Source organism: Imperialibacter sp. EC-SDR9 (assembly GCF_902498805.1).
Lineage (GTDB): Bacteria > Bacteroidota > Bacteroidia > Cytophagales > Cyclobacteriaceae > Imperialibacter.
Map to the genome: position 1 here is coordinate 1 of NZ_LR701617.1, position 13,369 is coordinate 13,369.

The 13,369-nt window shown below is 46.0% G+C and carries 10 protein-coding genes; 6 read left to right on the plus strand and 4 right to left on the minus strand.

Annotated features, from left to right (window positions below):
- The first annotated feature begins 157 nt into the window (after window positions 1-157).
- On the plus strand, window positions 158-1,231 hold the full coding sequence (locus GC130_RS25050; protein ID WP_152001120.1) for a glycosyltransferase family 4 protein: 1,074 nt from the start codon (window positions 158-160) through the stop codon (window positions 1,229-1,231).
- On the opposite strand, the gene GC130_RS25055 is transcribed toward GC130_RS25050, so the two are convergent.
- The gene (locus GC130_RS25055; protein WP_152001121.1) at window positions 1,217-1,795 is read right to left on the minus strand and encodes a Uma2 family endonuclease; all 579 of its coding nucleotides are present in this window, start codon (window positions 1,793-1,795) and stop codon (window positions 1,217-1,219) included. The genes GC130_RS25050 and GC130_RS25055 overlap by 15 nt on opposite strands.
- Window positions 1,796-1,820: 25 nt before the next feature.
- Window positions 1,821-3,017, minus strand: a complete 1,197-nt coding sequence (locus GC130_RS25060) for a lipopolysaccharide assembly protein LapB (RefSeq protein ID WP_152001122.1) — start codon at window positions 3,015-3,017, stop codon at window positions 1,821-1,823.
- Window positions 3,018-3,122: 105 nt separating this feature from the next.
- Here GC130_RS25060 and GC130_RS25065 point away from each other — a divergent pair, with 105 nt between their 5' ends.
- Window positions 3,123-3,770 (plus strand): hypothetical protein, encoded by a 648-nt coding sequence (locus GC130_RS25065; protein ID WP_152001123.1) that lies wholly within the window; start codon window positions 3,123-3,125, stop codon window positions 3,768-3,770.
- Window positions 3,771-3,776: 6 nt separating this feature from the next.
- Here the strand turns inward: GC130_RS25065 and GC130_RS25070 are convergent, their stop codons facing one another.
- The gene (locus tag GC130_RS25070; RefSeq protein ID WP_152001124.1) at window positions 3,777-4,130 is read right to left on the minus strand and encodes a DUF4260 domain-containing protein; all 354 of its coding nucleotides are present in this window, start codon (window positions 4,128-4,130) and stop codon (window positions 3,777-3,779) included.
- Between the two features lie 220 nt (window positions 4,131-4,350).
- On the opposite strand from GC130_RS25070, the gene GC130_RS25075 reads away from it, so the two are divergent.
- Together GC130_RS25075 and GC130_RS25080 are read left to right on the plus strand one after the other, a co-directional pair.
- Window positions 4,351-7,302 carry a DUF2723 domain-containing protein gene (locus GC130_RS25075; RefSeq protein ID WP_152001125.1) on the plus strand — a complete coding sequence of 984 codons (2,952 nt, stop codon included), beginning with the start codon at window positions 4,351-4,353 and terminating at the stop codon, window positions 7,300-7,302.
- Window positions 7,303-7,442: 140 nt separating this feature from the next.
- A complete protein-coding gene (locus GC130_RS25080; RefSeq protein ID WP_152001126.1) occupies window positions 7,443-10,397 on the plus strand; it encodes a DUF2723 domain-containing protein in 2,955 nt (984 codons plus the stop codon).
- 28 nt (window positions 10,398-10,425) lie between these two features.
- On the opposite strand, the gene GC130_RS25085 is transcribed toward GC130_RS25080, so the two are convergent.
- Window positions 10,426-11,199: a bifunctional 2-polyprenyl-6-hydroxyphenol methylase/3-demethylubiquinol 3-O-methyltransferase UbiG gene (locus GC130_RS25085; RefSeq protein WP_152001127.1), complete on the minus strand. Its 774-nt coding sequence runs from the start codon at window positions 11,197-11,199 to the stop codon at window positions 10,426-10,428.
- A 113-nt stretch (window positions 11,200-11,312) separates the two neighbouring features.
- On the opposite strand from GC130_RS25085, the gene GC130_RS25090 reads away from it, so the two are divergent.
- Both GC130_RS25090 and rlmB read left to right on the plus strand, forming a co-directional pair.
- Complete coding sequence (locus tag GC130_RS25090; protein WP_193218003.1) at window positions 11,313-12,527, plus strand: GWxTD domain-containing protein; 1,215 nt, start codon at window positions 11,313-11,315, stop codon at window positions 12,525-12,527.
- A gap of 43 nt (window positions 12,528-12,570) precedes the next feature.
- On the plus strand, window positions 12,571-13,347 hold the full coding sequence (gene rlmB / locus GC130_RS25095; protein WP_370455849.1) for a 23S rRNA (guanosine(2251)-2'-O)-methyltransferase RlmB: 777 nt from the start codon (window positions 12,571-12,573) through the stop codon (window positions 13,345-13,347).
- The last annotated feature ends 22 nt before the right edge of the window (window positions 13,348-13,369 follow it).

Consider the following 13,369-nt stretch of genomic DNA (forward strand, 5'->3'; position numbering starts at 1 on the left):
TGTCAGATAGAACCATGTGCTTTGCTTGTATATCTTTGAATGTCAGATACTTAAATATAAACAAGCGCACTGGTTTTATCTATTTTTCCTCCCCAATATTTCAACGTTTTATTAATCGAACTCAGGTCATAAGGCAATCTTGCACTAATTTCACCAAGTGAAAATTCTTTTCCTCTTTCCCTATCCTTTAGAGCAAGCACCGTCGCAACGCTTTCGGTTCGAACAGTACTTTGCTGCGCTGCTTAAAGAGGGTTATTCTATAGATAGTCAGTCGTTTTGGGGGGAATACTACTGGAAGGTGCTCTACAAAAAAGGAAACGCAGTCCAAAAGGCATGGGGGCTAGTCAATGGATTCGGTCGACGATTAAAGGTACTTGGCAGAGTGCCGTCCGCTGACATTATTTTTATTCATCGGGAGGTAACTCCAGTTGGGCCGCCCGTCTTTGAATGGCTTATTGCCAAAGTTTTCAGGAAGAAGGTCATTTTTGATTTCGATGATGCCATTTGGCTGCCCAATACAAGCGAAAGCAACAAAATCGCCGGCTGGCTAAAGTGGCATTCAAAAACAGGGAACATCTGCCAATGGTCGTGGAAAGTTTCTGTGGGAAACTCTTACCTGGCCAACTATGCGAAGCAGTTCAATGACAACGTCGTGATCAACCCAACTACCATCGACACAGAGCATCACCACCGAATCAATAAAAAAACAAAGCCCACCAACGACCCTATCGTTATTGGCTGGACGGGCAGTCACTCCACCCTCCCCTATCTCGACATACTTTGGTCAGTGCTTGAGGAACTTGCCAAAGATGAAAAATTCTGTTTCAGGGTAATCTCCAACCAGCCACCTTTAGTAAACTACCCATGGCTCGAGTTTACGCCTTGGAGCAAGGAAACAGAAATAGACGATTTGGCTGCGATCGACATTGGTGTGATGCCACTCACAGACGACAAGTGGAGCAAAGGCAAGTGCGGCTTCAAAGCGTTGCAATACATGGCACTCGAAATCTCCACCATCGCTTCGCCTGTAGGCGTGAATAAAGATATCATAAAGGACGGAATCAATGGGCTGATGGCTACCAACGCCCAAGAATGGCTGTCGGCACTAAAAAAACTTGCTGAAAGTACCGCACTGAGAACGCAGTTGAGCGGGGAGGGGCGACGAACGGTTGAAAAAACCTACTCGGTAAAGGCAAACACTAAGAATTTTCTTGAACTATTCGGCAAATAGTTCTTCCAACGGAATAGTCAAACCTGAGAACAACTTACTTTTCAAAGCTTCCTCCTTTTTAAGGATGGAAAACAAGTAAAATCTCCCATTTTCGTCCAGCACAAAAACACGAACATCCTCACCTTCCGGATCAACCACCCAATACTCCTTCACCTCAAATTTCTGATAAAGCAGTAATTTCTCAGACATGTCCTTTTTTGAAGTGGAGGGAGAAAGAATCTCCACCACCAGATCCGGTGCGCCAATAGCGCCCTTCTCATCAAGTTTGTTTTTGTCGCAAAAAACAGACAGATCGGGTTGAACAACGTTTTCAACTAGTTCTTCTTGAGAATAGTCCTCGGATAGGCGAACATCAAAGGGCGACGCATAGACCTCACATTTTTTATTCCTCAAAAAATTTTGGAGGTGGAAATGGATGGTTCCGCTGATTTTTTGATGCCTTCTGCTCGGAGCAGGACTCATATTGTAAGGCATCCCATCAATAATCTCCCACCTTTCACCGTCGGGCCAGGTGAGGTAATCAGCATAAGTGACTTTTTTGGTTTTATAAATAGGGAGAGCCATGATTAAATTTACCTGTTTTTCTTATTTAATCCATCTCCTTCAAATTCTTTTTGGCGACTTCCCATGCCCGGTCTTTTCGGCCTGCCAGGCGCTTGACTTCTTTGTAGTATTCCTTTGCCTCTTTTTGATTGTTTTCCTTTTCGGCTATTTCTCCAAGTGCCAGCAGAGAATACAGGTTATAGCCCATTTGCTGGGTTTCATTCTTGGAACTAAACCTCACCGCTTCTTTGTAAAACTTTTTGGCATTCGGGTAGTCTTTTCTCGTTTGGTAAATCTGCCCCAGAAAAAAAGCAGCGTAGCGGCCACTGTTTTCCTCATAGCCGTCATACCGCTGGTAATACTTATCTATTATCTCCAGAGACGTCTTCTCGCAAAGCTGATAGTCACCAGTGCCATACAACAGCCGTGAATAGTATCGGTGGAAGTAAGGGTTGTCAGGAAACGTCTGATGCAAGTATTCGGCCACCTGCAAAGCCTCATACATATTTTTTCCTTCGCTGGACAAAATCCGCATAAGGAAATACTGGGCCTCAGTTCTGGTATAAAAAGCGTTCCTGGCCACTTCTTTCAGCTGAGTAATGCCATCATCTTTATCTCCCTTATCGAAAAACAGCATGATGGGCTTGAGCAAGGGGTAATTTTCAGGCACCCAAACGGAGTAGTAGTTATACAAAGCGTCCCCAAAAAGTATTTCGGGGCTAAGATCCTCCTGCCCACGACATTCTTCAAGGTAAGCCAATGCGTTCTTACCCGCCACTGCGGCTTTGGTCCACTTCTTTCGTTCTGAGAGCAGCCTGCCCTGAAACGAATAGGTGGCAGAAAGAAAAAAAGCGCCCTCGACCTTGTTCACTTCATTATAAAGTCTTTCGGAGAGCACAAGAGCGGTGTCCATATAAGCATAAAACTTTTTGTCGTACTGCTCATTTTCAATATTGGGCACAATCTTCCACCATTCGGACAGCCCCATTAAAAAATAAGGCAGCGGATGCCAACCATACTTTTGCTTCAGCCACCTGAATTGCTTCTCGGCTGTCGCAAAATGAAAGTTGTACATATTGTTGAGCGCCTCGGTGGCGTCAAGCTGCACCTTGATGTCGTTAATCAGCAGTGTACTTGCCACATCCACAGTATCCGCCTTCACTTCTCCCACATTTATGCTTTGAGAAGATGATCGGTCCGCAAGGCCGACTGACAACAATAAAGTGATAATGATGAACCTCATAGTTTGGTGGAGTGCCAAAAGTCTGCCAATTTTCAAATTGAATATTTAAGATAACAACGAATCAACGGCAAACCCGTTCTCTGAATTATAAATTTTTCCATTGATATGCAACTTTCCAAAGAAAGACGACAAGAACTTCTCGACGAATGGTTTTCATTTGGCACGGGACAGCTGTTTGCTGTCATCTGTGTTGTCACGTTGATACTGCTTTTTATCAAAAAAAGTTTCATCGAAGGAGAGTTAGCCGCATTCGAGATTCTACAGGAGCGGGGTGAGATGGGATTTTTCCACGCCTTAAGTGCCGTTCAATACCTCACCGTCCCGCTCGTTTACGCCTGGAAGTTTACCGTCACCGCATTTATCCTCTATGTGGGCGGCTTTATGTTTGGCTACAAGCTCACTTTTAAAGACATGTGGCGGCTGGTTTTGGCAGCAGAACTTGTCTTTTTTATTCCCGAGCTTATCAAAATCGCCTGGTTTCTGGTAGTAAACACCGATCCTACCTATCAGGAAATTGGCGCTTTCTATCCGCTCTCCTTGATGAACCTGTTCGATTTTGAGTCACTGGCACCCCGCTGGCATTATCCTCTCAAGGCACTCAACCTCTTTGAAGTTGTCTACTGGATTGCGCTAGCCGCAGGTGTATATGTCATCTCAGGGAAGCAGAGGAAAAACAGTATCATCATAGTGGCAACATCGTATGTGCTTTGGTTTTTTCTTTGGATTGGCTTCTACCTGATTATCTATAAGTAGTCGGAACTATTTTTTACCTATCCACCCAAGGTGGGTATGTTTGAAATCGTCAGCATACTTTAGGCCATAGCCAAAAACCCTGTCCATGGCACTATGGCCAAATAAAAGAAGCCCTGCGAACATCCATTCAGGTGATGAAATTACAAAGCCTGTTACAAAACAAGCCACCGCTACCCCTTTATGATGTGCCAGGTTGTAAAACACTGCACCAATTTTAGTGTTGAACAAATAGCCTATCATACTTACATCTGGTGCAAGCAGCCAGGCAAAGAACAGCCACCAGGCGTAGTCCAGATAAATTGTGCCGAAAAAAGCAGCAATAAACATCGCAGCTTCCTCAAGGTTAAGTAGTGATTTCATGCTTCACAGTTGTTTAAATCTAATACCCGTTACTTTACGCCACATACGCATTAGTAAAGAGCAGGGTTTTTGGCACAAAAATTATATAAAACGCAAAAGACAGTTCGTTACGAGAAACATTTTGTTAAGGGTTGAAATAATATGAAAAGATACAAAATAGAGGCAACCCTGCGTTCATAAACAGAGTCTTAAGCTTATATGTAAAACCAGCTTTTTGAGCATGAAGAACTTTAAACTGATCAACAACCTGACCGGTTGGGCGGTATTTTTTGTTGCGCTCACAGTTTATGCCCTCACATTAGAACCGACGGCCAGTTTCTGGGACTGTGGGGAATTTATAGCTGCCAGCTACAAGTTGCAGATTCCACACCCTCCCGGCCCACCCTTTTTCCTGCTGCTTGGTCGCTTTTTTACTTTTTTGGCGTTAGGCGACACCGAACAAATCGCTTTTTGGGTGAACATGATGAGTGCAGTAAGCAGCGCTCTGGCAGTAATGTTTCTTTACTGGAGCATCGTGCTCCTGGCCTCCAAGATCCTCAAGGCTGAGCTCTTTGACCTCGAGGCAAAAGATGCACTGGTGTTAATGGGCTCCGGGGTAACCGGTTCGCTCGCCTTTGCTTTTTCTGATACTTTCTGGTTTTCCGCCGTAGAAGCAGAAGTTTACGCCATGTCGATGTTTTTCACAGCGGTCGCCTTTTGGGCTATTCTCAGGTGGGACGCATTGGAAAATGCCTCGCTTTCCAACAAGTGGCTACTATTCATTGCCTACCTGATGGGCCTTTCCATTGGGGTGCACCCAATGAACCTGCTCACGATTCCATCTCTGGCACTCATCTATTACTTTAAGAATTACACTTTCTCCTGGAAAGGGCTTGCCGTTACAATTGTTTCGAGCGGGATAGGTATTCTATTCGTTATGTTTGGATTCCGGGTCGGCGTGATGAGTCTCCTCACCAAATTCGAAATATTCTTCGTCAACTCCCTTGGGCTTGATTTCGGCAGTGGAGCCTTCTTCGGCATGGCTCTTCTTTTCACAGCCATTCTGCTTGCCATCTATCTCACACAAAAGAAGGGCTTGGTGGGGCTCAACACGCTCGCTCTTTGCATTAGCTTTCTCATTATCGGCTATTCTTCTTTTGGGATACTTACTATTCGCTCGTCAAAAAACCCACTGATCGACATGTGGAACCCGGAGAACCTACCCAATTTTGTGGGTTATCTGGACATGAAGCAGTACGGAACCAGGCCTTTGGTGCACGGCAACTACTACGACGCTAAGCTGATTGATCAGCAACCTGGCGATCCGGTTTATCAAAAAGGGGCAACGTCGTACGAAATCGAAGACTTTGATTATGTGCTAACCTACGACCCTGCAAGAACGACAGTTCTCCCAAGACTCTGGAGCCAAAGAGATCGGCACCCCGAGGCCTACCAACAAATTTTAGGCCTGCAACCCGGGCAAAAGCCAAATTTCGCAGATAACCTCAGGTACCTGTTTACTTACCAGCTTGGCCACATGTACATGAGGTACTTTATGTGGAATTTTGCCGGCAGGGAAAGTGATCAGCAAGATGCTGGTTTCGTCGCTCTCACCTCCTCCGTGGCTCCATCTATGGAACGAAATCATGCCAGAAACAGCTTCTTGATGCTGCCATTGATACTGGGGCTTGTGGGCTTTTTCTTCAGTTACAAGAAGAACTTGCAATCATTTTCGGTTATCGGCGTATTGTTCTTCATCACAGGAGTGGGATTAGTTTTATACCTCAATTCCCCACCCGACGAGCCAAGAGAGAGGGACTACATCTATGTGGCGTCATTCTTTGCTTTCTGCATTTGGATTGGACTTGGCGCATTCGCATTCCTTCGCCAGTCGCAACAGTTTTTCGCAGAACGAAAATTGGCCCTCGCCATGGCGTGGTTTGCCACCCTCATGGTACCTGGCATTATGATTATGCAGGGCTGGGATGACCACGATCGCTCCGGCAGGTACTACTCCGTTGACTTGGCAAAAAATTACCTGACTGGGTGCGAGCCAAATGGTATCCTTTTTACCGGAGGCGACAACGATACTTACCCGCTATGGTATGCACAGGATGTGGAAGGCGTGAGAACCGATATGCGGGTAATTGTTGGTACACTTTTTAGTGCCGACTGGAACATTGACATGATGAAAAGGAAAGCCTACGAATCAGAGCCCCTCCCTTTTTCTATTGATAAAACTCTTTATAAGCAGGGTGGCCCGATAGACTATGTGCCTGTGGTGGAAAACCCGAATCTCAATGGAAGCGCAATTGACCTGACTCAGTACCTCAATCTGCTGAAGAAAAAGCACCCGGCGATTATGGTGGAAACAAGGACGGGGTCAAGCCTCGCCTCCTTACCTTCAAAGCTGATTCGACTGCCGATCAACAAAGAAGACGTGCTGGCGAGACGCCTGGTGCCCGACACAATGACCCAATATATTCCTGATTTTATCACTTTTGAAGTTACTGGGAATGGCCTTCAAAAAAGTGAAATCATGCTGCTCGACCTGATCGCCTCCAACAACTGGGAGCGTCCCATCTATTTCACTCATACTGCACTGAGCTTGTTGCCATTTGATCTCAATAAATACGTTGTGCAAGAAGGGATGACCTACAAATTGCTCCCGGTCGAAAACCCTGAGAGCGATAGCCATTTGGTCAATAGCCAGGTAATGTTTGCGAACATGACTGAGAATTACTCCTGGAGAAACCTCAATAATCCTGATGTCAATTATTCGTCGTACTACCAAAAGCAGGTGATGAACCCCCGCCTGGGCTTCAACTTACTTGCCGAAGCGCTCATGCTAGAAGGGAAAAATGACCAGGCGCTTGAAGCACTTCACAAAAGCATCAGCGCCATTCCTGACGACACCATTCCTTACGATATTTCAGCCGTAGAAACAACCGGCCTGCTCCTGGCACTCAACGACAGTGACACTGCGATAGCCATTGGGAAAACACTGATCGAAAGAGCGGACAAAGAGCTCAGTTATTATTCTTCCGCCGTGAAGCAGGATGCTTTTGAGGTCAGAAAGAACCTATTTGTGCTCGATAGACTCCAGCGGATACTTAAAGCCTATGGTTTTAATGAAGATGCATTAAAAACCGAAGGCATTTTCAGAAAGCATTACTCGCATTTCGAGGGATAACAATCCTCCAATTTGATTTAGAGGCTTGCTACCCATTTAATTAGGTGGCAAGCCTTTTCTTCTCCCCCTCAATATTATAGGTATCCATAAGGCAGATAGCTTATTAATTACTATTTTCGCCCGAATAAAAAATTAATAGAATGAATTATATAAAGGTGAATAACCTTACCGGTTGGTTCGTTTTTGCCATTGCCACCCTCGTTTATTGGCTGACTGTTGAGCCCACCGCCAGCTTCTGGGACTGTGGAGAATTTATAGCAGTTTCATATAAACTCGAAGTGCCTCATCCCCCGGGAGCGCCTCTCTTCTTGTTGATCGGACGGTTCTTTAGTCTGTTCGCCCTGGGTGACGTTGAAAGAGTAGCCTATTGGATCAATATCTCAAGTGTACTGAGTAGCGGGTTTTCCATTCTGTTCCTTTTCTGGACCATCACAGCCCTTGCCAACAAAGTCATGGGATTGAAGCCTGGCCAGGGCACCGACGATCAAAACTGGTCAATTATTGCCGCCGGGCTCGTAGGCAGCCTGGCCTACACCTTTTCCGATTCGTTCTGGTTTTCGGCCGTTGAAGCCGAGGTTTATGCGATCTCATCCTTCTTTACCGCCTTCGTTGTTTGGGCCATCCTAAAGTGGGAGCAAATTGATGACGACAGGCATAGAAACCGCTGGTTCCTGCTGCTTGCTTATACTGTGGGCCTTTCCATCGGCATTCACCTTCTCAACCTTGTGGCCATTCCCGCCCTTGGACTTATCGTGTATTTTAAGTATTACAAGGAGGTGACAACAAAAGGCGTGTTGACCACATTAGCACTTAGTGGCGCCATCATTCTTATCATCATGGCGGGCGTTATCCCCGGCCTGCCAAGCCTTGCCTTCTCCTTCGAGCTTTTCTTTGTGAACTCGCTTGGATTGCCATTTAAGTCTGGCATCATAGTTTTCGTCCTTCTTTTCCTCGGCGCCCTCATTTACGGCATCATTTATTCCGAGAAAAAAGAGAAGGTCATTCTGAACACCTCGCTGCTGGCTTTTGCTTTCATTCTGATTGGCTATTCTTCCTACACGGTCGTTCTTATCAGGTCGAATTACAATCCTCCTATTGACGAGAACAACCCTGAAAACGTAAACACCTTCGTTTCTTACCTGAAAAGAGAACAGTATGGTGATCGCCCTCTTTTCTTTGGACAGTACTTTACCACCGAGCTTCAGGAGCAGAAAAAAGGAGCGCCTGTGTACGCAAAGGGCGAAACGGAATACGATATTATTGACTACAAGGTAGATGCCATCTACGACAAAACTGGCATGACCATCCTGCCAAGGATGTACAGCTCCACAGCAGAACATGCCAAGCGCTACAGAGAAATTACCGGCCTCAGGGCGGGGGAAAAACCAACGTTCGGCGACAATCTGTACTTCATGTTCAAATACCAGCTTGGTCACATGTACATGAGGTATTTCATGTGGAATTTTGCCGGACGTGAAAGCGATGTGCAGGATGCCAGTTGGACGTCGCCTGCCGATGCGTTTGAGAAGGTGCCATGGGAACTTGAAAACAATAAAGGGCGGAACAACTACCTTTTCATTCCCCTCATTCTTGGCCTGATTGGCTTCTTCTATCAATACAGAAAAGACCAAAAGAACTTTAGTGTGATGCTGCTGCTGTTCTTCTTAACAGGAGCGGCCCTGGTGCTTTACCTCAACTCTCCGCCCTCAGAGCCAAGAGAACGGGACTATATCTACGTCGGGTCTTTCTATGTATTCTCCATCTGGATCGGCTTTGCAGTATTGGCCATGTACGATTTGTTCCAAAGGTTTATTGCCAATAAAAAAGTGGCCATCACCACGTCTCTGATCATCTGCCTAAGTTGCCCGGCCATAATGGCCAGCGAAAATTGGGATGATCATGACAGGTCTGATCGCTATTTCTCCGTGGACACTGCCAGAAACTTCCTGGCCAGCTGCGCCCCCAATGCCATTCTCTTCACGGGTGGCGATAACGACACTTTCCCGCTTTGGTATGTGCAGGAGGTGGAAGGCTTCCGTACGGACGTGCGGGTGGTGGTGCTGAGCTATTTCAACACCGACTGGTACATCGATCAAATGATGAGGCAGGCTTATGAATCTGAGCCCTTCCCATTCTCGCTGACCAGCAAAGACTACCGCCAGGGTGGGCTGAATGACTTCGTGGTGGTAATGGAAAGAGAGAACATCAAAGGGGCTATTAGCCTTGAGCAGTACATGAAGCTGGTGCGTGAAGGCAATCCTGCTCTCAGAGTGGCGACTTCGATAAGCGCCTACAACTCCATTCCTTCCAAAAGCGTGTATCTGAATGTTGACTCTTCCAGCGTAATGTCAAAGGGAATTATTCCTTCCACACTAGAAGATTATTTGGTGCCAAGAATGGTATTCAACATCAAAGACAGGGTGCTGGAAAAGAAAGACCTGGCCATTCTGGACATCATACTGACCAATAAATGGGAGCGCCCTATCTATTTCAATAACACCTCGTTGGCCAGCGTTAATATAGACATCAGGCGTTATGCAGTGCAGGAAGGCAACGCTTATCGATTGCTCCCTGTCGAAAACCCTGACAACCAGGAAACTTTCGTCGATGTAGACATTATGTACGACAACATGATGAACAACTTCTACTGGAGAGGCTTGCAAGACCCAAGTATCTACTACACAGAAGATTACAGGAATTTTGTTCTTAACCACAGAGCAAGTTTCAACACACTGGCTGAATCGCTCCTGATGGTAGACGACACTGAAAGATCCAGAAACGCACTTCTAAAATCTCTTGAAGTAATGCCCGACTCAGTGGTTCCCTATGATCACTTTACTGTGAGAATGGTGAGCCTGTTGATGGAGGTAGGCGAAGAAGAAAAAGCCAAGGAGATAGCAGCAACAATGAGTGTGAGAGCTGATGAAATGCTCACCTATATGTTCGACAATTTGATCGCCGATTCCTTTACGGTGCAAAAGAACCTTATCGTACTCAACGAGTTAGCGAGAGTTTTCCGGGCCTATGAAGATCCGGAGCTAGGAAAAACATACGAAGAGCTCTTCCGAAAACACTACGGAATGATGAACAACTAATGAAAAGCCCCGGAATAAGGGGCTTTTTTTATTTCCTCAAAATCAGGAATAAATCAAGGGACGTGTCGGCGTCGTCCGACACCAGGTAATCATCGTGGGAAATGGATGACACCAGGCTGTCGGATGCCTTTTGCAGGTTATTCCGGTTAAGCCTGTTCAGCAAATCATAGGGAATCCGCAGCATCCAGGCAGGCAATCGATACTGTAAATTGAGCACATCAAACCTTGTGATCCTTTTCACAGAGGCTCTGTTTTTGTCGTGGTAATCCATCACCTTTTCGCTTCCGGCAATTCCCTTCATTTCTACATTGGGAAAATACTTTTTTGCCAAATCGGTTAATTCCTGTGCTGTATACTCCCGGATATGCCATGGATTTCTAGTGAGCGTCAGCTTGATGTTGGGCGTAGTGAGCAACGCCACCCCCCCGGGCTTTAGCACCCTGGCCATTTCTTTCAGAAACAGCTCGTCATCCGTTATATGCTCTATCACCTGAAAGGTAACGATGCTGTCGAATGCATTGTCTTCAAGGCCGCTAAATGGAGGAAATACGGCTTGTCTGAAATCACCCTTAGGGTTTTCTCTTTGGAGTTTTTCAACAATCTCCCCGATTTTGTCGAGGGCAGTATATTTCTCCACAAGGGGCATGAGCTCTTTCACCCCACGCCCCTCGCCGCACCCGAGTTCCAGCATGTTTCCTCTCACATAGTCTTTCGCCACTATGTAGGGTTTCAAAAGTCGCTGGTGTATCGGATTGTCTGAAAGTATCTCTGCTGAGGTAATTTCCGTAGTATAAACTGCCATGAAGATTCAGTTCGGATTGCTTTTCAGCTTCAAAGTAAGATAAAATTATACTTTCGGTTCAAGTTTTTTAGTTACTTGGTTGTTATATGCTAAACATTCCCACGCATTTCAGTATGAACAAGGTTCAAAGCACCCTATTTTGTTTATTTGTCATTTCCTTATCGTTAGCAGGGCCTGACGTACACAGTCAGTCAATCAATAGTTTCAACCTTTCCTATACCTACAACCCTTCCGGGCCTATTCAATTCAAATATCGTTTGGTTAAATCCGACCCGGGCTACAAAGTTTACTTTCAACTGAATCTTCCTGCCTACGACACCATTGGCAATTACGAGTTAAACACCTTTTACCGAAGCTCATATTCGGACTCCTCTGCTTTCAATGAGACAACCCACAATTGGGCTGATCTCACCGACGTTTCTGCCTATCCGCAGCTCGCAGGAAAGCTGGCTTTCCTGCCCTCAGAAGGTCAAAATATTATTGTCTTTCACGTCAAAAGGCCAAGTACGCAGAAGTCGTTCTTTTTCGATGTAGCGCTGGAGGGCGACAACATGTTTACTCCTGATGGGATAACCCCTGTTGATAAAAATGGCATGCCCGTCTTAAAGTCTTTTTTCAGCCCAAGAGATTCGATCTCCTTGACGGCCGAAGACACGGCTCAGCTTTACGGATTTTACTACAATATGGATTTTGAAGAAGCCAGGCCACCCATGGTTATCGACACTATTTCCGGAGGCAAAACAATGGGAATTGACAGCTCATTCATGATGAGAGCCGGCTATTTTTCCGCAACCAAGCCGGGTCTCTACCTGTTTCAAACAGATTCCAGCTCAGGCTCGGCGCTAGCCATGCGCCTGGCACCTTTTTACTATCCCAAGTTCGTTTCAGTAGACGAAATCATTGGCACCCTTCGCTACATCAGTTCCAAAGAAGAGTATAACAAGCTGGTTTCGTCCAAAACCAGAAAGAAAGCGCTGGACAATTTCTTGCTGGACATTTCAGGCAGTCAGGACCGGGCAAAACGGATCATGCAGAACTATTTCACCCGAGTGGCTGAGGCGAACTTGCTGTTTACCGGGTTCAAAGAAGGCTGGAAAACTGATGCTGGTATGATCTACATTATCTTTGGCCATCCTGATGTGGTCGAAAGAAACGATGTGGGAGAAGTTTGGACCTACCTCAAAATGGAGGACAAATCTGACCTTAAATTTGAGTTTATGAGGGTCAAAAATATTTTCACCCCTGGCTACCTTACTTTAATTCGTAAGGACGATTATGACAGATATTGGTTTCGCTTCGTAGATTTGTGGCGCAAAGGAAGAATTTAAACTGTTCTTCGGCCTGCCGGGTCGAAGAACCAACAACCATCAGGTGATAAGAAAATACCCTCAGCAGCGAAGGTCGAACCCTTCCGATATGATTTATGGCACCAGGGCGGTGATAGAAGCCATCAAGGCCGACAAACAAATCGACAAGATCTTCATCCAGAAAAATGTTAAAAATGAGCTCACCAATGAGCTCATCAAGCTATTGATCGAAAACGGGATCGTTTTTCAGAACGTGCCAGGAGAAAAGCTTGACCGTCTAACCGGCAAAAACCACCAGGGTGTCATCGCTTTTGTTTCGCCCATCGAATTCGCCGATCTGCACAGGGTTGTATCGTTCATCTTCGACCAGGGCAAGGATGGCTTGATCGTGCTGATTGACCGGGTAACGGACGTGAGAAACTTTGGTGCTATTGTTCGAACCGCAGAGTCTGCTGGGGCTGACACAATTGTTATTCCTTCCAAAGGCAGCGCTCAAATTGGTAGCGATGCTGTGAAAACGTCAGCAGGGGCTCTTAACCATCTTCCCATTTGCAAAGTGAATGACTTCGAAGAGTCGGTCAAGTACCTCAAAGAGTCAGGCTTCCACGTGGTGGCCTGCACCGAGAAGACAGATCAGCTATACTCAGACGCTGACCTTACCGGGCCTGTGGCGCTCATTATGGGTTCTGAAGAAGATGGCATTTCGGACAGTGTGCTTGAAATGGCTGATACGAAGGTGAAAATTCCTATGCAGGGCAAAATTGAATCGCTGAATGTTTCCGTGGCTGCCGGTATTTTTCTTTTCGAGGTGGTAAGACAACGAATGGCAGCCTTGAAGTAGACTGCCATTCCAAAAAGCTGAA

What these genes read in the sequence shown, in the direction of transcription:
- GC130_RS25070 (WP_152001124.1), bottom strand. Translation starts at nt 4,130, where the DNA reads ATGAAATCACTACTTAACCTTGAGGAAGCTGCGATGTTTATTGCTGCT.
- GC130_RS25085 (WP_152001127.1), bottom strand. Translation starts at nt 11,199, where the DNA reads ATGGCAGTTTATACTACGGAAATTACCTCAGCAGAGATACTTTCAGAC.
- GC130_RS25075 (WP_152001125.1), top strand. Translation starts at nt 4,351, where the DNA reads ATGAAGAACTTTAAACTGATCAACAACCTGACCGGTTGGGCGGTATTT.
- GC130_RS25080 (WP_152001126.1), top strand. Translation starts at nt 7,443, where the DNA reads ATGAATTATATAAAGGTGAATAACCTTACCGGTTGGTTCGTTTTTGCC.
- GC130_RS25065 (WP_152001123.1), top strand. Translation starts at nt 3,123, where the DNA reads ATGCAACTTTCCAAAGAAAGACGACAAGAACTTCTCGACGAATGGTTT.
- GC130_RS25055 (WP_152001121.1), bottom strand. Translation starts at nt 1,795, where the DNA reads ATGGCTCTCCCTATTTATAAAACCAAAAAAGTCACTTATGCTGATTAC.
- GC130_RS25090 (WP_193218003.1), top strand. Translation starts at nt 11,313, where the DNA reads ATGAACAAGGTTCAAAGCACCCTATTTTGTTTATTTGTCATTTCCTTA.
- GC130_RS25060 (WP_152001122.1), bottom strand. Translation starts at nt 3,017, where the DNA reads ATGAGGTTCATCATTATCACTTTATTGTTGTCAGTCGGCCTTGCGGAC.